Below are 22,427 nucleotides of genomic sequence, written 5' to 3' on the forward strand. Positions count from 1 at the left end.
CGACTGCGGTATTGCAAAAAACGGAAGATATAATTAAGGTTGTGAGAATTGAACTATTTGAATGTCGCTGTGTATTGTTAAACTGAATATAGGAAATCTGCCAACCGGTCGGATTGTACATAAAAACACTAAGAAAAATGGGGATTTCACCATGTTGAGGATTCTGAAAATCGCCGGCGCTTTTGTCGGCGTCATCGTGGGTGCAGGGTTTGCATCCGGACAAGAAGTATTGCAGTACTTTACAAGCTTTGGGTACAAGGGGACCATTGCCGCAGTGCTCTCGACGGCACTGTTCGCTTATCTCGGAATGGTCTTGACGAACATCGGGAGCAAACTGAAGGCGGAATCGCATAAAACGGCCATTTATAAAATCAGCGGACGCTACCTTGGCGTCATCGTGGATGCCATTATCATTTTTACCTTATTCGGGGTCGGCGTTGTGATGATTGCCGGAGCGGGCTCCACGCTCAACCAGCAGTTCGGGCTCCCCGTCTTTATCGGAAGCCTGGTCATGACGGTCCTTGTCGCATTGGCCATGATGATGAAGGTCGACAAAGTGATTGGCGTCATCGCAAGCATCTCGCCGTTTCTCTTGATCTTCATCATCATCATTTCAGTGTACAGCCTGAGCACGATGGACGCCTCATTTGCCACGCTCAATCCTGTTGCGGAAAGCCAGGACAAGTCGTTTCCAAATTGGTTTGTCTCAGCCATCAATTACGTATCCTTTAACATTGCAGTCGGAGCGGGGATGGCGCTGGTGACAGGAGGATCTGAAAAGAGCCCGCGCATTGCGGGAATCGGCGGCCTTCTTGGCGGGCTTGCGATCGGGATCATGATCATCCTTTCTCACTTGGCGATTTTCGCCGAGATTGAAACCGTGGCCTCGTACGACCTTCCATTGTTAAAAATAGTAGAAGACATTTCGCCGATTCTTGCAGTCTTCATGGCCATCGTGCTTTTCGGAATGGTTTTCAACACGGCACTCGGCATGTTCTACGGGTTTGTCGCCAGATTCTTTGAAATGGAGACGAGAAAAGCCCACATCGCCACGATTATCACGTTGGCCATCGGATTCGTCTTGAGCTTTGTCGGCTTCACAACTTTGGTTGCCAAGTTTTATTCCCTGATCGGCTACTTGGGCCTGTTCCTGATTGTTGCGCTGATCTATGCGCCGTTCAAGTTGAAGCGGGAAGGGAAATAAACGTTGATAAAACCTCCTCATCAAATGAGGAGGTTTTATCAGCGATAAGACTCTTAGGCTACTCCATGTACAGGTATTCCAAGATAGGTCCTATGCCGACACTATCGCAGAGGACATCTCTTCAATTGCCGGATTTATCCCGTCTTTTCCTGTAAGATTAGGAAGGAAGAAATCGCAACCAAAGGACGTGAGCTATATGAATCAATCAGTTGTAGTCATCACAGGCGCCGGCAGCGGGCTCGGAGCATCTCTCGCTAAACGGTACTCGGATGCCGGCAGTCATGTGTGCCTGCTTGGCCGGACAAGGGCAAAGCTGGAGCGGACGGCTGATGGATTAGAAAACAGCCATACCATTTATGAAGTGGACGTGTCATCGAAGCAAGAGGTGGACCGGGTGTTCCGTACCATAGCGGAAACCCTTGGGCCGGTCGATTTGCTGATTAACAATGCCGGCATCGGCGTTTTTGACCTTGCAGAGAATCTTGACGAATCGGCCGTCCATCAGATGATCGATATCAACCTGAAAGGGACCATATTCTGTACTCAGGCTGTGCTGCCGGAAATGAAAAAAAGAGACCAGGGCATGATTGCCAATATCGTCTCGACAGCCGGTCTCGACGGAAAAGCGACCGAGTCCGTATATTCCGCGAGCAAGTTCGGTGTGCGGGGCTTTACGGAAAGCCTGCAGCTTGAATTGGAAGAAAGCCGTGTACGGCTCTTTGCGGCTTATATGGGCGGGATGAAGTCGGAATTTTGGGACGGCATCTACACAGAGGAGGAAATTGCAAACCTGATGGATCCGGATGATATCGCAGACATCATTATCGCGAATATCAAAACACGCAGGAACCTGAATGTGAAGGAAGTCGTGATCAAGAATAGTTTCTGAGGTTAGGCAATCCACCTCATTAAGATGAATAAGCCCCCCTGGCAACTGCTCGCAGTTGCCAGGGGGGCTGCTGTTGTTTTTGTTACGGGTTCGTCGACCAGAGTCCGGCATGTTTCAGCACGACACGAGGATGCAGTTTAAGCTGGGCCACCATGAGCTCTGCCAGGTCTTCCGGCTGCATGACTTTTTCCGGGTTGCCGTCGGTCAGGTTGAGTTCGACCGCCATGTCTGTGGCAACTGTGCTCGGTGTCAGTGTAGTCACACGGATGTTTTTCTTACGGACTTCCAGCATCAGCGACTCGCTCATGCCGATGACGGCTGCTTTCGAAGCCGAATAGGCACTCGTTACCGGCGCGCCTTTCTGGCCGGCAGTGGAGGAGATGTTGATGATGTCGCCGGTGTTTCGCTCCAGCATTTCAGGGAGCACGGCGCGCGTGGTGTAGTAGACGCCTTTCACGTTGACGTCGATGATCTTGGTCCATTCTTCCGGTGTCAGATCCAGGAATCCGCCGAACTTCGAAATGCCGGCGTTGTTGACGAGGATATCGATCGGACCGAGTTCGCCCCGGATCGATTCGACAGCAGTTGTAACGGACTCAAGATCCGAAATGTCTGCCGCGGCAAATGCGACCTTTACACCGTACTCTTTTATTTCATCTGCCACTTTCTGAAGATTTTCTGGCGTGCGGCCGACCAGGCCGACATGGATGCCTTCCTTTGCAAAAGCGATGGCGGTTGCACGGCCGATACCACGGCCGGCCCCTGTAATCAGTGCCACTTTATTTGAGATTTCTTGCATGTATGTTGCTCCTCTCCAATGTTAATGAGAACAACTTAAAGTGTACGATAAGGGGCGATTGTTTTGGTAGCTAAACGCCTTTTATTGGTCAATTAATTAACGTCATCCAGCCTTTACCGGTCAGTTCCTGCTGCAGTTCCAGCCGCTGCCTTTCCGGTTTCGGATGCGGCTTCTTCGGCATTATTTTCAGCTGTAAGGCCAGACTGTGCACAGGCACTGAGCAACAACAGGGGCAGCCAAACTCATATCGAATCAATTCTTTGATTGGAAGAAGCTCCGTTTAAGTTGTTTGCTACCAGTTATGCTACATCTTGAATATACAATCTGTACCATCTGTCAGGAGGTATCTGTATTCTTCTATCTCTAATAGACATCTCTTTAAGAGCTTTCTGTGAACATTCGCCTCGCTGCATTCTCATTAGAGAAAATAGTTTGTATAATGGAAGGGAATGGGGATAGACTAATGATAAAATATTATGTATATTGAGAAAATTAGACCCTGCCTTGTCATCCTGGCCAAGCGCAACCAAAACTCAACGAAGAGCGAAATCCCTTGATTTTACTCACCATACGGAACAAATTGCGTCAAATGACCAATGGGAAGGTTATCAGTTGACTTAACTTGAGGTCTATATAATAATGAATATGTGATTAGAATAATTATAGTTAAGTAGGGCAAGCTGATACTCACGCAGTACCTGAACAACTATAAAAACATCTAAAACAGGAGGAATTTCACTATGTCTCTCATCGGTAAAACAATCGAACCATTCAAGGCTAACGCGTACCACGCGGGCACAGGCGAATTCATCGAGGTAACAGACGAAAGCATGAAGGGCAAATGGAGCATCGTTTGCTTCTACCCGGCTGACTTCACATTTGTATGCCCGACTGAACTGAGCGACCTTCAGAAAGAGTATGCAACACTGAAAGAACTGGATGTTGAAGTTTACTCTGTTTCGACGGACACTCACTTCACGCACAAAGCATGGCACGATCATTCCGAAGCGATCAGCACACTGGAGTACGTCATGATCGGTGACCCTTCCCAGAAGATCACCCGCAGCTTCGATGTTCTTGATGAAGAAGAAGGCCTTGCACAGCGCGGCACATTCATCATCGATCCGGATGGCGTCGTACAGGCAGCTGAAATCAACGCTGGCGGCATCGGCCGTGACGCGAGCACACTCGTAAACAAGGTCAAAGCGGCCCAATACGTCCGCAACAACCCAGGCGAAGTCTGCCCTGCAAAATGGCAGGAAGGCGAAGAAACACTGAAGCCGAGCCTTGACCTCGTAGGTAAGATTTAAGGAGAGATAACATGGCATTAGATGCACAAATCAAGCAGCAGCTTGCGCAGTATCTCGAACTGATGGAAGGCGACGTCGTCCTCAAGGTCAGCGCGGGAACTGATAAAGCATCCAAGGAAATGACCGATCTGACCGACGAGCTGGCAGCCATGTCTTCCCGCATTAAAGTGGAACAGGCTGAGCTGGATCGTACGCCGAGCTTTACCGTGGATCGTCCCGGTGAAGAAACCGGCATCGTCTTCGCCGGAACGCCACTTGGCCATGAATTCACTTCCCTCGTCCTCGCACTCCTTCAGGTAAGCGGACGTGCGCCGAAAGTGGATGAGAAAGTGGTCAAGCAAGTGAAGAACATCAAAGATGAGCTTCACTTCGTTTCCTACATCAGCCTGACTTGCCAGAACTGCCCTGAAGTGGTGCAGGCACTCAACACGATGAGTGTCCTGAACCCGAACATCACCCACACGATGGTGGACGGAGCGGTGTTCAAGGAAGAAGTTGAAAGCAAGAACATCATGGCGGTTCCGACCGTATATCTGAACGGCGAGCCGTTCACGAACGGACGCAAGACGATCGAGGAAATCCTCGCAGAACTCGGAAGCACAGCAGACGCTTCCGAATTCGAAAACAAAGAACCGTTTGATGTCCTCGTTGTCGGCGGCGGCCCTGCCGGCGCGAGCGCGGCAATCTACGCGGCGCGCAAGGGCATCCGTACAGGCATCGTCGCCGAGCGATTTGGCGGACAGATCCTGGACACGGCAGCGATCGAGAACTTCATCAGCGTAAAGCGTACCGAAGGCCCGAAACTCGCGGCAAGCCTTGAAGAGCATGTCAAAGAGTATAACGTCGACGTGATGAACCTTCAGCGCGCAAAGCGCCTCGAGAAAAAGGACCTCGTCGAGATCGAGCTGGAAAACGGCGCGGTCCTGAAGAGCAAGTCTGTCATCCTCGCGACCGGTGCGCGCTGGCGCAATATCGGCGTGCCGGGCGAAGCGGAATTCCGCAACAAAGGCGTGGCTTACTGCCCGCACTGTGACGGTCCGCTGTTCGAAGGCAAGGACGTCGCTGTTGTCGGCGGCGGCAACTCCGGGATCGAGGCGGCAATCGACCTCGCGGGCATCACGAACCACGTGACAGTCCTCGAGTTCGGTTCCGAGCTGAGAGCGGATTCTGTCCTTCAGGAACGCCTTTACAGCCTGCCGAACGTCACGGTCGTGAAAAACGCCCAGACGACGGAAATCACAGGCACTGATAAGGTGGACGGCATCACCTACATCGACCGGGAAACCGGCGAAGAAAAGCATGTCGAACTGTCGGGCGTCTTTGTCCAGATCGGCCTCGTGCCGAATACGGACTGGCTCGGCGACTCGGTTGAACGCAACAAGTTCGGCGAGATCGTGGTCGACAAGCGCGGCGCAACCAACGTGCCTGGCGTGTTCGCGGCAGGAGACTGCTCGGACAGCGCGTTCAAGCAGATCATCATCTCGATGGGCGCGGGTGCCACTGCATCCCTGAGCGCGTTCGATTACATCGTCCGCAGCCAGGTAGAGACGGCAAAAGCATAATATTTACGGGGAGCAGGTTCATCCTGCTCTCTTTTTTATATCCAAAAACATCCCGCAGTTGCCGTCCGTTCGACGGCGCTGCGGGATGTTAGATTTAGGCTTGGCCGGCCAGGCTTTTCGATTGGACGAGTTGGCCGCCGCCGTCTTTCAGATACTTGATGATGCCTTCCGAGGCCCGGTAGCCGAGTGCGCCGATGGTCGGTGTCGGGTGGTGGCTTCCGAAGTGAGGGAAGGCGGAGCCGCCGACAACAAACAGGTTTTCCATGTCCCACATCTGGAGGTACGTGTTGACCGCGGATGATTCCTTGTCCGGCCCCATGATCACGCCGCCGGTATAGTGGCCGCCGGAGTAGATATGATCGAACTCTTCATCGTCGGCAACGCTGTCTTTGTCGATGATGTCCGCTCCCATCGCTTCCACGATCTCTGCGCATTTCTCGATTCCGAACTTCGCGATGTTGCGTTCCTGATCGGTGTATTTGTTCGTGACTCGGAGAAGAGGATCCCCGAAGTCATCCTTGTATGTCGGGTCCAGGCTCAGGTAGTTGTGCCAATAGGAGAGGACCGCCGGTGTGTACCAGACCATCAGGTTCCGGTAGGCATAGTGGATAGACTTCTCCTTGTATTCGGCACCCCATCTCTTGGTGCCTTTCGGGACATGATTCAGGCCGATCGCACCATAACCGTACTGGCGCAGTTCGATTCCGCCGCCGTGGATGAAATCAAGGTCAGTATGGTCAAACAGATCCGCGTCGAAGTCGCTGAGTCCGGCGCCAAGTGCTCCGGCACCCGCATACAGGTTGAACTTTTTATCCTCGAAAAATCCTCTGGCCCCTAGGAAGGTGATGTCCCCCTGGATTGCAAAGTTTTTGCCGATGATGCCTTTGCGGGTTTTCGGATCGTAGGGTTCGCCGATCCCGGACAGCATCAGAAGCCGGTTGTTGGAAAACGTAAATGCCGCTAGGACGACAACGTCCGCAGGCTGCTCATATTCGGCCCCTGTCAGGACATCCGTGTAGAGGACACCGGTTGCTTTGTCTCCTTCATAGAGGACGCGGCGAACAAGCGCGTCCGTCCGGAATTCGGCGTTTCCGGTTTTTTGTGCTGTCGGGATGACGGTTGCGATCGGGTCTGACTTCGCGCTGAAGTCACATCCGTACATGGTGCAGTACGAGCAATACATGCACGGGTTCATATTTTCCCCGTCCGGGTTGGTATAGGCTTGTGACAAGTTGCAGGCAGCCAGCTGATACGGATGGTAGCCGAGACTTTTTGCCGCTTTCTTAAACAGTTTAAGGGCCGGGGTTTCCTTTAAAGGAGGATTCGGCCAGTCGTTTTTCCTCGGATCGCCTAGCGGGTCGGGTTCGCCCGATACACCGGCCGTCTTCTCCCATTTATCGTAATAAGGCTCCATCTCTTCGTATGTAATGCCCCAGTCCTGGATGGTGCTGTCCTTAGGGATTTTATCTTCTCCGTACCGTTCGATGGTCTTGGAACGGATTTCAAAGTCATACGCCCTCCAACGGTAAGTGGAACCGGCCCAGTGCACGCTTCCGCCCCCAAGATCGTCTCCGACCATCATTTCTTGCTGGGTTCGGACGGGCAGTGCCACGTCATCAATATTGACACGTGACGTGATGGTTTCGGACGACAGTTTCTGCATCATGTCGAAACGGTTCGTATAGCGCAATTCATCTTTTGCGCCGATAAAGTCGGAGCGGTTCTGCCTTTTTCCTCTTTCCAGCACGACCACTTTATGGCCGGCCTTGGCTGTCTCTGCAGCCACTACGCCGCCAGCCCAACCGCTGCCCACGACGACGACATCGACCTTCTCTAGTTTAATTGCCAAGTTGACCCCTCCTAAAAAATTAATGGCCGTGATAATCCCTGAGATTCTTGGGCTCCAGCACGATGAACTCATCCGGTTCGATCTGATCGGCATAGGTTGCCCGTGGTCCTGGATATTCCAGCATCCTCCAGCCATCCATATTGCGGTTGCCGCCATAAACAGGGTCTGAATAAGCCCCTTCGATCGTTGCCTGTACGAGCGTATTAAAGAACGTTGCGGAAGAAACGCCCGTCATCTCGGCTTCATCATTTTCGAACATCGTCAGAATTTCATCCTGCTGTTCCGGTTCGAGATCCTTGAAACCGGCATCAAATTTCTGCCGGGCTGCATGGTCGATCGCGCGAACTCCGACGACGAACATCTCTGCGCGGGTCATCCGGGTCTGGTAGCGCGGCGACGGCAGCGAAATGAGCGTCTCGGAGTTCGGGCCTTGTTCATCCCGACCCTCGGAGGTTTTGCTCATATCTTCGTATTCGTTGGCCTGCTTGATATTATAGAAAGGTGCTTTCATATACTCATTTGTGTTCATTCCCCACTCACCGATCAGCTGGCGATCGATAAAATAGGGGACGCCAAGACCGATTGCCCCTGGGCCATTGCTGTCTTCAGGGAAGATGCGCTCCGTCGCCGCGGCGAGAATATCAAAGTCTTCCTGGCGGCTGAAGAAAATACGGGTGTCATTTAAATTTACTGTGTCCTTGCCTTTCCCGCTGTCGCCTTTTTGTCCTGAATCTTTTACTTCATTCGTAATCAGGCTTCCGAGCAATCCGCCGCCGAGAAGTCCCCCCGCCAGCAGACCTGAACTTTTGAGGAAATCTCTCCGGTCCATGCCTTTCTTTTCCGGCTGCTTAGAGTCTGCCATTTCACATGCCTCCTTTTAATGGATAAATGCCAGTCCTCTCCGGCCGGTGTACTATGTAAATTGATAATGAGGCCGGAGTCCGACTCTCTTCTCCTATTGCCTAACCCCGCTTCTTTAAACCTTTTCTTCCGGGCGGCGGGGTTTTCCGGTAGAGTAATAGAAGGTAATGGAAAAAACGGAACCATTCCGTTGGATAAACGTATAGTTTGAGCAGAAAGGGGGACACCCCGTGAATGAGGAAATCAAAGAAATCCTGAAACGTCTATCCGGCATGGAAGAGGAGATGCGGGCGATGAGACAGGAGATGCAGTCTTTGAAAGCCGGGGAGGACGATGCGGAGAAGGACAGTGACCGCCAGGAAAGTGTGGCGGAAGGTCTGGATGACTATGAAATTCCAGAAGAGGTGCCTGATCCGGTACCGGAATCTGCCGAAGTGGAGGAACAACCGCCTGCAATACAGGAGGGCGAGGAACCGGTGGCGGAAAAGCCGGGGGAAGAACCAGAGGCAGCCCGTCCGCCGTCCCTGTCGGAAATGATGGCGAGCATCGGGCTCGGGGGCGCTGCGGACACTGAAGATGAACCGAAAAATACGATAAAAGCAGAGCCCGAACAATCTGAAGAACCGGCAACCGGGAATCCGGGACAACCGGAACAGCCCGAGACGCCGGGACATCCGGCAGGCACCTACGGCTGGCTGCGGCAACCGGGTGCAGTAAGCCGCGAGCGGGCAGACAGGGAAGAGCGCATCCCGCCTCCTCCACCACCGAAGCCGGTGTTCAGGGAGCAGAAGCCATTCGACTTCGAGCGGCAGTTTGCCGTCTGGCTGCCGAGAGTGTTCATGGTCATCCTGCTGCTTGGCGTGCTCTGGGGGCTCAAGGTCAGCTTCGACATGGGCTGGATCACTGAGGGGGTACGGGTGGTCCTCGGCTATCTGGCATCTGTCCTGCTCGGTTACCTCGGCTACCGCTCCATCCGGGGAGCACGGCGCGGTTTTGGCCTGACACTTTGGGGCGGGACGATCGCCCTCGGCATCCTGACGACGTTCGCGGCGAACCAGCTGTACGGCTATTTGCCGCTCATTCCGGCATTCCTGATCGGCATCGCTTATGTGGCTGCCGGAATCTACGCTTCCATCCGGACCCGATCGGAGACGCTCACCGTGTTCACGGCGATTGCGGGCTTCCTTCTTCCGTTCCTGTTGGAAGGGGAGGGGGCATCCGCGGCGATGTTCTGCGCGTATGTCCTGATATTGTTCCTGGCTTTGTTTTTTGTTTCGATCCGGAGCCGTCACAGGGTGACGTTTTACGCCCTGTTCCTTCTGTTTAATGTAACGCTCTATCTATATCTGCTCCTGGACGGCGTTAGGGGCGGACATGAGAACCTGGTGGCCGCGACCGCACTGATCCAGCACCTGGCGCTTTTATCTTTCTACCTGAAGGGAAGCATTCCGCGGTTCCTGTTCACGGAAGTGCTGCTGTATGTCAACTTCGTGTTCGGCATCATGTGGATTCTGTTGTTTGATGAACCGCTCCTGCAGGTGGCCTACGGCGTTCTGGCAGTGCTCTACGCGTCGCTGGCCGTCTATGCCCGCATGCTGAAGGATTCCGCACTCCAGGACATCCTGTCGACGATGGCCGTGGCGGCATCCGCCGCCTTCATCTTCAGCTTCCGGATGGATGAACCGGCCTTCAAGCTGATGCTGCTGTTTGTGGCCGGAGCGGCCGGCATCTGGGCGGCGCTCCGCTCCGGTGCGATGCGCACGCTTGCGGTGTCAGGCGGGCTGTATGCACTCGGTGCGTTGTCCGCGCTATCATTCGGCTGGTTCCATGAAGTTTTCTCCGCGGAACATGCGGTATGGCTCATGTTCATCGGTACGCTGATGCTGATTTTCGCCGCGTTTTACCAGCATCCGCCGGCCTGGATCAAGACCCCGCAGATCGATGCTGCACTGATTGTGGGACAGATCGTCGTCCTGATCTATCTGTTCCGGCTGTCAGGTGTTCTTCTCCGGGATGCGGATCTCGCATTCGGACCGGAGTCGCACCTCCGGATCGGAATCCTGGGGCTGCTGGCATTCGGCAGCACGTTCCTGAGGCGGAGCGCACGCGGCAAGTATGTAGCAATAGCCGGGAAGGTAGAATTCGTTGTGCTCGGCATGCTCCTCTTGTTCCTGCCGATGACCGGCTGGCAGGGAGGCGGCTACTGGCTCAGCCTGATCGTCAGCCTGCTGTTCGCAACGGGAGTGACTGATCTGCTCATAAAAGAAATCCGCGGGAGGCGGGTCTCCAAAGAGGGTCTGGAAGTGCCTGCAGCCGCGTTTCTGCTTCAAATTTTCTACTTCTTCCTGATCAACAAATGGCTTTTTTCCGCAGTCAGGGAATATGGCTGGGAAAGTGAGACGGTGCTATTTGTCCATACTTTTCTCCTTTTCCTGTTCGCGTTTGTTTCGATCTCAGTCGGCCGGAAGATGGATTGGAAAGCGGTGCGGATTGCAGGGTTTGTCCTGCTGGCCATCAGCTTCCTGAAACTCTTCATCGTTGACCTGGCATCGGTCTCGGTCGTCATCCGCGCCATCCTCTTTACCGCGGTCGGCGCGGCGGGCCTCATTTATTCGAGAACATTGCAGAGAGATGATGGGGAATAAAGAGAGTCATTCGGGGCTGTCCAGAAAATCAGTGGAAACTGATTTCCTGCGACGCCTTTTGCTTCCGGATATGATCCGGAAGTTTTTTTATTTCGCCGGCAGGGGCAGTTTCGTCATTCGGTAGACCGGTTTCGTTATTGGTCATGCAGGCCCGGGCGAGTGACGAGACAATCGCCGTGAATGCTGAAACTGGAGTGACGAATGACGAAACCAAGCTCATGAATGACGAAACCGGTCTTCCCCGGTAATGGAGAGGGTGATGAAAAGTCCGCAGGCCGCTCTTCATCTGGTGCGATTCAGTTAAGAAGGCAGCATAGATAGGGAGATATTCTACTGCCCAGGTGCCATCACCAGTGTCGTCATTCGCCCGTTTGATTACGTCATTTAAGGGGCCGGTTTCGTCATTCCGCCAAATCATTTCGTCATTGGAACGCCAGGCCTGGGCGAGTGACGAGAAAATCGCCGCGAATGCTGAAACCGGAGTGACGAATGCCGAAACTAAGCTCATGAATGGCGAAACCGCCGACCCCGCCGAACCTTCCGCTAACCACACATTCTCCCCGACAAGAACTGTCTAACTACCCCGTCCCCGGGTATAGGATGAATGAAAAGGAGGCGGCAAAATGGAGAACTTAAGCGGCAAAACAGCCATCGTAACGGGAGCGAGCAGCGGAATCGGGAAGTCGATTGCCAGGCGGCTTGCTAAAGAGGGAATGAATGTCGTGCTGGCGGCGAGAAGCGCGGAAAAGCTGGCGGACGTGGAAGAGGAGATTAACAGCGGCGGGAGCGGTGAAGCCATTGCGGTTCCGACGGATATGGCCGATCAATCAAGTGTCCGGGCACTTGTCCAACAGGCCAGGAATGCATACAGCGCTGTCGATGTCCTCGTCAACAATGCCGGACAGATGCTTGCCGGGACGGTTCGCTCCGGGAAAACGAATGAATGGGACAGCATGATCGACGTCAACATCAAGGGCGTCCTGTACGGTGTGGATGCCGTGCTGCCGGAGATGATTCAGCGGGGTTCCGGACATCTCTTGAACATCGACTCTGTTTCGGGCCATGAGGTGACAAAGACGAGCACCGTTTACAGCGCGACCAAGTTTGCCGTCCGGGCGATCTCGATGGGGCTTGAAAAGGAGCTGGCCCGCACCGGAGTCCGGGTGACCAACATCTCTCCGGGCATGGTCGATACCCCGCTGATGGGGTCAAGAAGCGTCGACCGGAAAATCCTCGATCCTGAAAACATCGCGGATGCCATCGTCTACGCACTTACCCAGCCGGCTCATGTCAACGTGAACGAAATCACCATACGGCCTGTCTAAATCAGAGGTATAAGTCAGAGGCTGTCCGAAGACGAAGGTTCATGGGCAGCATAAAGCAAACGGCACGGCCGCCGGCCCGCAGGTAAGACCAGAGTCCGTGCCGTTTGCTATTCGCTTTACGCAATGAGCACACTCACACAGGAACACTTCCCGGAGCGGGCTGATCGACCGCCGGAGTATCGGCATCGCCGTCTAACCCGACAGCCCCAAAGATCAGGAACATTTGCCGCCATCAGATGCTCACCATCATCGATGTCGCGACAATAGGCGTCACGACACCCGCGAAGGCGGCGGCAGTCATGAGGATAGACATGGAGCGGAAGCTTGAGTTTTGAATTATTGAACTATTTCGCGCTTTTCCGTAAGATGGAAGACAATACAACGAAAAAGGAGGCGGCCGGTATGTCAGACCCGACGATTTTTGAAAACCTCAAGGTCGCTTTTGAAAACCATTTCTATAACCTGGACAATCTGGAGGGCAGGATCCTGATCACGGGACGGTCAGACGTCATGGATCTCGCCGACTTGTCACGGACGCTTGTCATCCGGTTTGTCCGGACAGAACGGCCGGAAGTTCCGGTGGAAGTGGAGCTAAGCGCATCCGCGAGCGATCTTGCCGGTGAAATTCTCGAGATGCAGGAAGCTGAGCCGGGAGTAACACTCCGGGTGCGGTTCGAAAAGCTGGTCACTGCCCCTGCCAAACAATGCGAACAAATCGGCGCCATGCTTGCAGAACTATGGGAGCGCGATATCAGGATTAAACAAACACTGAGCTTCGACTACCCCCAAGGGGATACGGGGTGGAAGAACCGAGTGGAGGCGGAGTTCAACACCCGGCTTGATGAAGAACATATGGGGGCCATCGGCCGGTTTGCCGAATCGGTGATGGTTGCTGCTGGAAAGATGGCAGCGATTTAGCGAGTGGGGAAGGAAGTGGGGACATGGCAGAAGCCATCAGACAACAGACCTATACCATTTATCCGATCATTCAGCCGTCGGATTATCCGGCTTTAAAGACGATTAACTTCTACCTGATCCAAAGGGAAGGCGGACTTGCCCTGATTGATGCGGGAGTGGATACCGATGCTTGTATGAAGCTCCTCGAAAACACACTGGAGCAGGCAGGTGCTGAAATCAGCGACTTGGACGCGATTTTACTGACGCACCATCACGAGGACCATGCGGGGCTCGTGCCAAGAATCTTGGACATCAAAGACATTCCGGTTTACGCCCATCGGGAAGCGGTTCCGAGGCTGAAATTGGACAGGGGTTTTCTGGAGATGCGGCTTGAATTTTTCAGACGTCTATACAGCGAAATGGGCGGCGGGGATATGGGAGCGGAGCGCTTTGCCCGGCTTGAACAGACCATACGGGAAGCGCCCCGGCATGCGCTTCAAACGGAAATCAACGAAATTGGCGAGGGAGATCAGGTATTCGGCTTCGAGGTGATCGAGACACCCGGCCACTCGCCGGACAGCATCACGTTCCTGGATGCAGCGGGCCGCACGGCTTTCACGGGCGATGTGCTGATCGACGGTTCCTCGGTCAATGCAATCATCGATCCTGCGCTCAGTGGCAGCCGGCTCCCGTCGGTCAGCCAGCAGCGCCGCTCTCTCGAAAGATTGGCCGGACTCGGTGCAGACATCCTGTATACGGGTCATCATGAGCCTATCCGCAATATCGAAGAACTTGTCCGAGACAGGATTTCCCGGATGGACCGTAAATGCGAGAAACTTCTAAAGCTGATCGGGAGCGGTATTTCAGTCCCCGCCCGGATTACCGAGGCCTATTACCGGGACTTGTACAGGACGCAGTTCCCGCTCGTCATGTCGGAAATCATCGGCCACCTTGACTATCTCGAGGAACAGGGGAAAATCACAAAAACGTCGGATGAAGGAATATGGCACTATCATCCCGCTTGACAATTATGGTAAAAGGGCTCTCATTTATGGTTTTTGATTCTCAATCCGAGCTGTTACATATGGTGCGGTGATGAAACCGGACATTATATGAAGAAAATGCATAATTACATACGAATAGGGGAAGACAATCAATTGTCTGGCTCAAATCATTTGCAGATTCTCCGGAGGTTCATTATACTTGATTTGAAGTTGTTTAGAATGATTATAGAAAGAAACTCATTCTAAACAAGAAGCCCCTTTCTACTTTAAAAACATTCTGAAAACAGGTAGTATAAGGGTATCGACACCACAAGGAGGTTTTCATGTTGGCTGAAGACAAAAAGATGAATGGTTCCAATGAACAGGTTGAACGCGAGTCTCTGACCACTCGCCAGGGGCATCCCGTAATCGACAACCAAAACATCAAAACGCTTGGCAATCGCGGTCCTGCAATGATGGAGAACTATCACTTCATCGAAAAAATTTCTCATTTCGACCGTGAAGAAGTACCGGAGCGCGTCGTTCACGCACGCGGCACAGGCGCATTCGGTTATTTTGAGACATACGGTAAAGTCGGTGACGAGCCGGTCGAAAAGTACACCCGAGCCAAAGTATTCCAGGGAGCAGGCAAAAAGACGCCTGTCCTCGTCCGCTTCTCCACGGTTGCGGGTTCGAAGGATTCGCCGGAAACCGACCGTGACCCACGCGGATTCGCGGTGAAATTCTACACCGAAGACGGCAACTGGGACCTCGTCGGAAACAACCTGAAAATCTTCTTTATCCGCGACGCGATGAAGTTCCCTGACATGATCCACGCTTTTAAGGCAGACCCGGCGTCGAACGTTCCGGACCCGCGCCGCATGTTCGACTTCGTGTCCCGCTCGCCTGAAGCGACACACATGATCACATTCCTGTTCTCCCCATGGGGCCGTCCCGCGACGTACCGCCACATGCAGGGCTCAGGTGTCAATACGTACAAGTGGGTCAACGACAAAGGCGAAGCGGTCCTCGTCAAGTACCACTGGGAGCCGAAACAGGGCATCCGCAACCTGACTACAAAAGAAGCGGCAGAAATCCAGGCGAAAAGCGTCGGACACATGACCCAGGATCTTTACGAAGCGATCGAGCGCGGCGAGTATCCTGAATGGGAACTTTACGTCCAGATCATGGAAGACGGCTACCATCCGGAACTCGACTTCGATCCGCTGGATGACACGAAACTCTGGCCGGAAGACAAGTTCCCATGGCTGCCGGTCGGCAAAATGGTCCTGAACGAAAACCCGACGGATTTCCACTCCCAGATTGAGCAGGCGGCATTCGGTACGGGCGTCCTCGTAGACGGCATGGACTTCTCCGATGATAAGATGCTCCAGGGCCGGACATTCTCCTACTCCGATACGCAGCGTTACCGTGTGGGTGCCAACTACCTCCACCTGCCGGTCAACGCACCGAAAGCGAAAGTCCGCACGAACCAGCACCGCGGTGCGATGAGCTACCGTACACCTGAAGAAGCGGGCGGCAATCCGCACATCAACTACGAGCCGTCCATGATCGGCGGCCTGCAGGAAGCGGACACGTCCGAGCGTACGCCTCACAACCCGGAATACAGCGGCAAAGTCATGAGCGAGCCGATTGACCGTCCGAACAACTACGGACAGGCCGGCGAAACCTACCGCGCATTCGAAGAGTGGGAGCGTGAAGAACTCATCTCCAACCTGTCCGATGTGCTGGCAATCTGCGATAAGCGCATCCAAGATGCAATGATTCACCACTTCACACAGGCCGATGAAGATTACGGCCGCCGCGTGAAGGAAGGCATCGAGGCGAAGATGAAGGAACTTGAAGAAAAAGGAGATGACCATCGTCTCCCGGGCCAGGAAGCCGGCGTCAAGTCGAAATACGGTGAAGGCGGCACAACTGCCCAGAACGAAGCGGTCGATGAAGCAATAGAAAAGAGCCGGGAAACAGACGGCTACTAATCAGTAAAAAATTCCGGTCATCATAGGCTGTCCAACTTCTGATGACGCTTGAATCGGGGGATGTATGCAGAGGAGCATGCATCCTCCTTTTTCACCATTTTAAATATTCGTTGTTGACTGATTAATTGATTAGCGATAACATGAGACTAGTCTTACTAATTAAATAATTTCCTTATCAAGAGTCGGGGGAGGAATCTGGTCCAATGATCCCGCAGCAACCGTTACGATTGTAACAAGGTGCTCACTCCAGCAAGCGCACGCTTGAAAGATGAGGGTGGAATAGATGATATCGCCTCTTCCCCCCTCGGGAAGGGGCGTTTTGATTGCCATTGTCAGGAAAGGGGCTGGCTGGTGCGCAGCTTACTGACCAAAGTGGCACATGACAAGATTTATTCCGACTATTTCAATAAGGGCAGTTAGTAAGAAAGATACGGAAAGGGGATACGACCTATGGGGGAGAAAAAACAGATTCATCTTAACGGTTTTGTTCAAAACTCGCCGTCACCGCATTCGACGGGTTTATGGAAGCACGAAAAAGACCAGGGGATGAAGCATAACCGGCTAAGTTTTTGGACGGAAACCGCAAAAGTATTGGAACGCGGAAAATTCGATGCCGTCTTTATCGCGGACGTGCTGGGAACTTATTCAGTATATGGAAACAATCATGAGGCAGCGGTCCGCCATGCTGTTCAGTTGCCTGCCCATGACCCGCTGCTGATTATTTCTGCGATGGCCCAGGTGACCGAACATATCGGTTTTGCCCCGACAGTTTCCACGACCTATGCCCAACCGTATGCATTGGCCCGCCAGCTATCGACGTTGGATCACCTGACGGAAGGCCGCCTCGGTTGGAACGTCGTCACTTCCTACTTGGAAAGTGAAGCGGTCAACCTGGGGCTGTCGGGCCGCCTCCCGAAACATCAGCGCTACGATCGTGCTGATGAGTTTTTGGAAGTCGTGTATAAACTCTGGGAGCATAGCTGGGAAGATGACGCAGTGGTTTACGACAGAGAAAGGGATACATTTGCCGATCCTTCCAAAGTTCATCCGGTCCGGCACCAAGGTGAATTCTTTGATGTCCCGGGAATTCATCTGACGGAGCCATCGCCTCAGCGGACGCCGGTGCTGTTCCAGGCCGGTGCATCTCCGAGGGGGAGGGATTTTGCGGCCAAGCATGCAGAGGCAGTCTTTACGAAAGGCCATGCCCTGCAGGCGTTGAAGGATTACTCTGCGGATCTGCGGAAACGCACCGCCGCTTTTGGCAGGAAACCGCATGACATCCGGATTTTCCCGATGATCCTGCCGATTGTCGGTTCCACGGAGGAGGAAGCCCACGCCAAATACGAGGACCTGAAAAACCATGTGAGCTATGAAGGGACCGCGGCACTTCTTTCCGGGCATACAGGCATTGACTTCTCGAAATATGATCCCGACCAATACATCGAGGACATTGAAACAGATGCGGTACAGGGGAATCTGGACATGTACACAAAAGACCCGAACAAGAAATGGACGCTCCGGGAGGCAGTGCTGAACCACGGACTCGGCAACGGAACCGCCAAATTTATCGGGACTCCCGAACAGATTGCGGACCGCATTGAAGAATGGGCGACAGTGGGGGATGCAGACGGTTTTAATATCGCACAAAGCTATTCACTGGAGACATTCCGGGAGTTTGTCGATCATGTTGTTCCGGAATTGCAGAAACGGGGAATTTACCGGACGGAATATGAAGGAAAGACGTTGCGGGAAAATCTCTTCGGCACAGACTCGCCTCGCCTTCCTGACAGCCATCCCGCAATGCAGATATCTGCATTAGTGAAGTAGAAGTCGGAAAGGGAAGGAGATGCCATGGATACCGTCAAACTGTTTATTTGGATCGGCTTTATTGTATTTCTCATAATCATGCTTATTCTCGGTTACATCGGAACGAAGAAGACGAAGAACATCCGGGACTTCGCGATTGGAGGAGGAAGTCTCGGGCCTGTCGTCCTGGGACTGTCTTTCGCCGCCACCTACCTGAGTGCCGCGACTTTCCTGGGGTACCCCGGCTGGTCACATGAGTGGGGGCTTACGAATCTTTGGCTTGCCTTGGCAATGATTGGGGGAGGGGCGATTGGAGTTCTGATGGTCGCCAAAAAGATCCGCTCGCTGAACGAGGAACAGAAATCTCTCTCATTGCCGGATTGGCTGGGGGATTACTACAAGAGTGACCTGCTGCGGGTGGGGACCGGCCTCATTTTGCTGTTCAATGTCTTCTACATTGCTGCCCAGTTTGTTGCGGGAGCCAGAATCTTTGAATACTTATTGGGAATGGATTACCGCACCGGGCTGATCCTGATCACCGTCATTGTGGTTCTGTATGTTTTCGGCGGCGGGGCGTTTGCGGATATTTACACGGATGCCGTCCAAGTGATCCTGATGGCGATTGCGGGGATTGCTATATTCATATCCGGAATCGTGATTTTTTGGAAAAACGGCATCTCGGCCACGTTTGCCGGAATCGCCGATAATCTGGCAGCCCAGGATACGAACCTGGTGGCCGTCTTTAATCCGGATTCCGCTCACTTCTATTCAATCGGAGCAGTAATCGGGGCGATCTGCATCCAATGGGCGTTTGCTTCCGCTCCACATCTATTTAATAAAGTCCTGGGTCTTAAAAATGAAAAAGACTTGGGGAAAATGATTCTGACTTACGTCATCACCGCTTCGCTGTGTGTATTGGTCCTTTTCGGAGGGTTATACAGCAGAGTGGCATTGGGATCTGCAGGCATCGTAGCGGATCTGGCTTTGATGGAGTACGTGGCATGGGCATTTCCCGCCGTTATTGTCGCATTGTTTGGCGTCGTGATCCTGGCTGCAGCAATGTCAACGACCGACGGTCTGTTCGTTTCGATCTCTACAGTGTTTGCAAACGATATTTTCCTGAAATTCCTGGTCAGACGAGGGTATGTCCGCGTCAGCGAGGAAAAGGCGGAGAAGATTGCCCTGCAGATCAGCAGGCTGACTGTTCCGGTTGTGGGAATCGCCGCCCTTCTCATCGTCATGAAACCGCCCGTCTATATGGGAGATATCATGTGGATCGGTATTTCCGGAGTCGCGGCAGGGACATTGGGCCCGATCTTATACGCGGTATACGGGAGACGGAAAGCTTCTGCCAAGGCAGCCGAAAGTTCGATGGTCACCGGACTCGCGGCCTATCTGATCCTTTACTTTGGCGGCCTGATTCCGAGCACGATGTCAGCCGGAGCTGTGGCAACGGGAATTGGCATTGTCGTCATGGTTGTACTTGCCAATGTTCTGGCGGCAGACAAAAAAGAAATTCAGCTGGCCAATGCAGAACAGGGGCAATGAGGGGGCGTTTGGATGTTTGTAAATGAGATGCTGACCATCTGGCTTTACGGATTTGTCATAACTTATATCATTGTCGGACTTGCATTGTGGAAATGGTATTTCAACTAACAGGGTTAGAAATCATATCTGAAAAGTAGATTGAAAGTTTGATGTTGACAGACTAGTCTTATTCCGATAAGGTTAAAATAATCTTACTAATTGAATAGGTTTTGACCTTATCAAGAGCCGGGGGAGGAAACTGGTCCAATGATCCCGCAGCAACCGTTACGGCTGTAACAAGGTGCTCATTCCAGCAAGCGCATGCTTGAAAGATGAGGGTGGAATAGATGCAATCGCCTCTTCCCCCCTCGGGAAGGGGCTTTTTGATGATCACAGCCTGCTGCGGCCGGATCCGATACTCAATACCGAGCGGCAGTAAGAAAAGAGGAAAAGGGGAGAATTTGAGATGACGACTACCACCAAAACAGACAGCCTGTACAAAAAGGAATACTTCGGAAGAATTTTTGAACTGAAAAAATACGCTCCGGAAGCGTTTGAAACGTTCTTCAAGTTCAATGACCAGGCGTTGGCGGAAGGGAAGCTGTCCGTCAAATTAAAAGAGCTGATTGCAGTTGCCGTGGCCCATATCACCGGCTGCCCGTACTGCATCGACTTGCATGTAGTCAATGCCAAAAAGAATGATTCCTCCAAGGAAGAAGTGGCTGAAGCGATCTTTGTCGCGACAGCGCTCAAAGCGGGCTCTGCCCTTGCACACGGGGTGAACGGGCTGAATGCCTACGACGGCAGCGGTGACGGAGAGTTCTACAAAGCATCCTACTTCAATCGCCTGCCGGAGTTCGCGGAGCTGGACGAAGAGTCCTTTAAAACATTCGTGAAGTTTGACGGCGCTGCCCTCAAGGCAGGGAAACTGAGCGTGAAAGAAAAGGAACTGATTGCAGTTGCTTCGGCACACACCACCGGCTGCGCCTACTGCATCGACCTTCACACGAAAAACGCCAAGAAAGCCGGCGCCAGCCTCGAAGAGATTTCCGAGGCGATTTTCGTGGCGGTAGCACTCAAAGCAGGTTCCGCGATTGCGCATAGCGTAAATGCGCTGAACGCTTACGGCAATTAATCAAGAATTTCAAAGACGCCTCCGCATCCTTTTTTGTAGGATGCGGAGGCGTCTCTTTTTCTTGCCGCACCTTGAAGAAACTGGCGGATTCACTTTTTGGAATAGTACGGAATTAAGTTTTTCTATTGCAATCATTTAGCGGAACTGATTATACTTTAAAACAGTGAATCGCTAAAGAAACGATCCTTTAACAATTACGAAAGCGATTCCATGAAATTCCGTGCGATTGTACATCGGAATTTTTCGTTCATGAGAAGGGTTGATTAAGTAAGCAAGGGGTAAAGCACACATACATGAAAACGTGTTCAGCCATTGTTGAAAACGTTATTATCGTTGCGGTTTTCTGGACCGCTTGAGAGTCCGCAGGGGGGCCGGTCTTGGATCGGATGCGGACGGGTCCGGAAACCGTATCATTTTTTTCAAGAAAGGTGACAGAGTATGATTGAGATCAACCAGATTACTACATTGTTCCTGGCAGTGGCCCTCTACCTGTTGGGGATGGCTCTCGTTAACCGGATCGGCATCCTGGACCGGTTCCTGATTCCGGCGCCGGTCGTCGGCGGACTTATTTTCGCCATTCTGGCATTTATTCTGCAATCGACGGGCGTCGTTGAAATTGCGTTGGACACTTCCCTGCAGTCGCTCTTCATGGTCGCATTCTTTACGACGGTCGGGCTGGGAGCCAGCATGAAGCTGATCAAGCTGGGCGGGAAGCTGCTCATCATTTACCTGATTTTCTGCGGGATTCTCATCTTCATGCAGAATGTCATCGGTGTCTCGCTTTCCAAAGTGTTCGGTATCGACCCGCTTCTCGGAGTCATGAGCGGTGCCGTCTCGATGAGCGGCGGCCATGGCGGAGCGGCCGCTTACGGGCAAACGATTGAAGAGTTGGGCGTTTCTTCCGCAGTTACGATCGGTATGGCCGCTGCTACACTCGGTCTGATTTTCGGTAGCCTTTCCGGCGGACCGGTGGCAAGGTTCCTTATTAAGAAACACGACTTGAAGCCATCTGAGGGGAAAGTCGAAGAGTTTGTCGAAGAGGCGGAAAAGCCGGTCACCGAGCGCTCGTTCATGATCCAGATCGCGCTGATCACTCTTTCGATGGCGGGCGGAACCATGATCGGCGATGTGTTTTCCGAAGCAACAGGATTCGTCCTGCCGGCTTATATTGGAGCGATGTTCGTTGCCGTCATTGTACGGAACGTCGCTGACCGTACGCTCCCCGGCACTGTCAATATGAAGGAAATCAACTTGATCGGCGAAATCTCCCTGGCCATCTTCTTATCAATGGCTCTGATGAGCATCAAGATTTGGGAAGTTGTCGGACTGGCACTCCCGCTTATCGGAATCGTCCTCGTGCAGGTTGCATTTGTCGCTCTGTTTGCCATCTTCGTGGTTTTCCGTTTCCTCGGGAAGAACTACGATGCGGCTGTCATGATTTCCGGCATGCTCGGCCACGGACTCGGTGCCACGCCAAACGCGATGGCGAACATGGGGGCTACAGTCAACAAGTTCGGCCCATCCCGTACAGCGTTCCTGGTTGTCCCGATCGTCGGAGGCTTCCTGCAGGATGTCCTCTTTGGTGCTCCGATTATTATCACAACCATCAATATGTTTGCGCCTTAAGAAAATAAA

17 protein-coding genes and 2 riboswitches are annotated in these 22,427 nt (G+C 52.9%); of the genes, 13 read left to right on the plus strand and 4 right to left on the minus strand.

Features of this window, described 5'->3' with window-relative positions:
* Positions 1 to 151: 151 nt before the first annotated feature.
* Both KHA84_RS11315 and KHA84_RS11320 read left to right on the plus strand, forming a co-directional pair.
* The gene (locus KHA84_RS11315) at positions 152 to 1,204 is read left to right on the plus strand and encodes a YkvI family membrane protein (protein ID WP_213423630.1); all 1,053 of its coding nucleotides are present in this window, start codon (positions 152 to 154) and stop codon (positions 1,202 to 1,204) included.
* Between the two features lie 196 nt (positions 1,205 to 1,400).
* Positions 1,401 to 2,093, plus strand: coding sequence for an SDR family oxidoreductase (locus KHA84_RS11320; RefSeq protein WP_213423631.1), 693 nt, complete (start codon positions 1,401 to 1,403; stop codon positions 2,091 to 2,093).
* A gap of 82 nt (positions 2,094 to 2,175) precedes the next feature.
* Here KHA84_RS11320 and KHA84_RS11325 read toward each other — a convergent pair whose 3' ends face one another.
* Complete coding sequence (locus KHA84_RS11325) at positions 2,176 to 2,892, minus strand: 3-ketoacyl-ACP reductase (protein WP_213423632.1); 717 nt, start codon at positions 2,890 to 2,892, stop codon at positions 2,176 to 2,178.
* 740 nt (positions 2,893 to 3,632) lie between these two features.
* Between KHA84_RS11325 and ahpC the strand changes: the two genes are divergently transcribed.
* Together ahpC and ahpF are read left to right on the plus strand one after the other, a co-directional pair.
* Entirely contained in the window at positions 3,633 to 4,202 is a 570-nt protein-coding gene (gene ahpC, locus KHA84_RS11330) for an alkyl hydroperoxide reductase subunit C (RefSeq protein WP_213423633.1), read from the plus strand.
* Positions 4,203 to 4,213: 11 nt separating this feature from the next.
* Complete coding sequence (gene ahpF / locus KHA84_RS11335; RefSeq protein WP_213423634.1) at positions 4,214 to 5,764, plus strand: alkyl hydroperoxide reductase subunit F; 1,551 nt, start codon at positions 4,214 to 4,216, stop codon at positions 5,762 to 5,764.
* Between the two features lie 94 nt (positions 5,765 to 5,858).
* Here ahpF and KHA84_RS11340 read toward each other — a convergent pair whose 3' ends face one another.
* The gene (locus tag KHA84_RS11340; protein WP_213423635.1) at positions 5,859 to 7,613 is read right to left on the minus strand and encodes a GMC family oxidoreductase; all 1,755 of its coding nucleotides are present in this window, start codon (positions 7,611 to 7,613) and stop codon (positions 5,859 to 5,861) included.
* A gap of 19 nt (positions 7,614 to 7,632) precedes the next feature.
* The gene (locus KHA84_RS11345) at positions 7,633 to 8,475 is read right to left on the minus strand and encodes a gluconate 2-dehydrogenase subunit 3 family protein (RefSeq protein ID WP_213423636.1); all 843 of its coding nucleotides are present in this window, start codon (positions 8,473 to 8,475) and stop codon (positions 7,633 to 7,635) included.
* A 229-nt stretch (positions 8,476 to 8,704) separates the two neighbouring features.
* On the opposite strand from KHA84_RS11345, the gene KHA84_RS11350 reads away from it, so the two are divergent.
* Positions 8,705 to 11,119 carry a DUF2339 domain-containing protein gene (locus tag KHA84_RS11350; protein ID WP_213423637.1) on the plus strand — a complete coding sequence of 805 codons (2,415 nt, stop codon included), beginning with the start codon at positions 8,705 to 8,707 and terminating at the stop codon, positions 11,117 to 11,119.
* 28 nt (positions 11,120 to 11,147) lie between these two features.
* Here the strand turns inward: KHA84_RS11350 and KHA84_RS11355 are convergent, their stop codons facing one another.
* Positions 11,148 to 11,672: a hypothetical protein gene (locus tag KHA84_RS11355; RefSeq protein ID WP_213423638.1), complete on the minus strand. Its 525-nt coding sequence runs from the start codon at positions 11,670 to 11,672 to the stop codon at positions 11,148 to 11,150.
* Positions 11,673 to 11,742: 70 nt separating this feature from the next.
* Here KHA84_RS11355 and KHA84_RS11360 point away from each other — a divergent pair, with 70 nt between their 5' ends.
* From KHA84_RS11360 to gltS, 8 genes are all read left to right on the plus strand, one after another.
* Complete coding sequence (locus tag KHA84_RS11360) at positions 11,743 to 12,444, plus strand: SDR family oxidoreductase (RefSeq protein ID WP_213423639.1); 702 nt, start codon at positions 11,743 to 11,745, stop codon at positions 12,442 to 12,444.
* Between the two features lie 402 nt (positions 12,445 to 12,846).
* A complete protein-coding gene (locus tag KHA84_RS11365; RefSeq protein ID WP_236823258.1) occupies positions 12,847 to 13,362 on the plus strand; it encodes a hypothetical protein in 516 nt (171 codons plus the stop codon).
* A 23-nt stretch (positions 13,363 to 13,385) separates the two neighbouring features.
* Positions 13,386 to 14,366: an MBL fold metallo-hydrolase gene (locus tag KHA84_RS11370; RefSeq protein WP_213423640.1), complete on the plus strand. Its 981-nt coding sequence runs from the start codon at positions 13,386 to 13,388 to the stop codon at positions 14,364 to 14,366.
* 305 nt (positions 14,367 to 14,671) lie between these two features.
* Entirely contained in the window at positions 14,672 to 16,324 is a 1,653-nt protein-coding gene (locus KHA84_RS11375; RefSeq protein WP_213423641.1) for a catalase, read from the plus strand.
* Between the two features lie 169 nt (positions 16,325 to 16,493).
* Positions 16,494 to 16,599: riboswitch (SAM riboswitch) on the plus strand.
* Positions 16,600 to 16,774: 175 nt separating this feature from the next.
* Positions 16,775 to 18,151 carry an LLM class flavin-dependent oxidoreductase gene (locus tag KHA84_RS11380; protein WP_213423642.1) on the plus strand — a complete coding sequence of 459 codons (1,377 nt, stop codon included), beginning with the start codon at positions 16,775 to 16,777 and terminating at the stop codon, positions 18,149 to 18,151.
* A 24-nt stretch (positions 18,152 to 18,175) separates the two neighbouring features.
* Positions 18,176 to 19,678, plus strand: coding sequence for a sodium:solute symporter family protein (locus KHA84_RS11385; RefSeq protein ID WP_213423643.1), 1,503 nt, complete (start codon positions 18,176 to 18,178; stop codon positions 19,676 to 19,678).
* A 212-nt stretch (positions 19,679 to 19,890) separates the two neighbouring features.
* Positions 19,891 to 19,996: riboswitch (SAM riboswitch) on the plus strand.
* Between the two features lie 127 nt (positions 19,997 to 20,123).
* Entirely contained in the window at positions 20,124 to 20,792 is a 669-nt protein-coding gene (locus KHA84_RS11390; RefSeq protein WP_213423644.1) for a carboxymuconolactone decarboxylase family protein, read from the plus strand.
* 438 nt (positions 20,793 to 21,230) lie between these two features.
* Positions 21,231 to 22,418, plus strand: coding sequence for a sodium/glutamate symporter (gene gltS, locus KHA84_RS11395; protein WP_213423645.1), 1,188 nt, complete (start codon positions 21,231 to 21,233; stop codon positions 22,416 to 22,418).
* Positions 22,419 to 22,427 lie beyond the last annotated feature (9 nt).

It is taken from the genome of Bhargavaea massiliensis, assembly GCF_018390575.1.
Taxonomy (GTDB): domain Bacteria; phylum Bacillota; class Bacilli; order Bacillales_A; family Planococcaceae; genus Bhargavaea; species Bhargavaea massiliensis.

Excerpts from the sequence above, each read along its gene's own strand:
- KHA84_RS11380 (WP_213423642.1), top strand. The coding sequence starts at position 16,775 with ATGGGGGAGAAAAAACAGATTCATCTTAACGGTTTTGTTCAAAACTCG.
- KHA84_RS11365 (WP_236823258.1), top strand. The coding sequence starts at position 12,847 with ATGTCAGACCCGACGATTTTTGAAAACCTCAAGGTCGCTTTTGAAAAC.
- KHA84_RS11325 (WP_213423632.1), bottom strand. The coding sequence starts at position 2,892 with ATGCAAGAAATCTCAAATAAAGTGGCACTGATTACAGGGGCCGGCCGT.
- KHA84_RS11385 (WP_213423643.1), top strand. The coding sequence starts at position 18,176 with ATGGATACCGTCAAACTGTTTATTTGGATCGGCTTTATTGTATTTCTC.
- KHA84_RS11370 (WP_213423640.1), top strand. The coding sequence starts at position 13,386 with ATGGCAGAAGCCATCAGACAACAGACCTATACCATTTATCCGATCATT.
- ahpF (WP_213423634.1), top strand. The coding sequence starts at position 4,214 with ATGGCATTAGATGCACAAATCAAGCAGCAGCTTGCGCAGTATCTCGAA.
- ahpC (WP_213423633.1), top strand. The coding sequence starts at position 3,633 with ATGTCTCTCATCGGTAAAACAATCGAACCATTCAAGGCTAACGCGTAC.
- KHA84_RS11360 (WP_213423639.1), top strand. The coding sequence starts at position 11,743 with ATGGAGAACTTAAGCGGCAAAACAGCCATCGTAACGGGAGCGAGCAGC.
- KHA84_RS11320 (WP_213423631.1), top strand. The coding sequence starts at position 1,401 with ATGAATCAATCAGTTGTAGTCATCACAGGCGCCGGCAGCGGGCTCGGA.
- KHA84_RS11315 (WP_213423630.1), top strand. The coding sequence starts at position 152 with ATGTTGAGGATTCTGAAAATCGCCGGCGCTTTTGTCGGCGTCATCGTG.
- KHA84_RS11345 (WP_213423636.1), bottom strand. The coding sequence starts at position 8,475 with ATGGCAGACTCTAAGCAGCCGGAAAAGAAAGGCATGGACCGGAGAGAT.
- gltS (WP_213423645.1), top strand. The coding sequence starts at position 21,231 with ATGATTGAGATCAACCAGATTACTACATTGTTCCTGGCAGTGGCCCTC.
- KHA84_RS11390 (WP_213423644.1), top strand. The coding sequence starts at position 20,124 with ATGACGACTACCACCAAAACAGACAGCCTGTACAAAAAGGAATACTTC.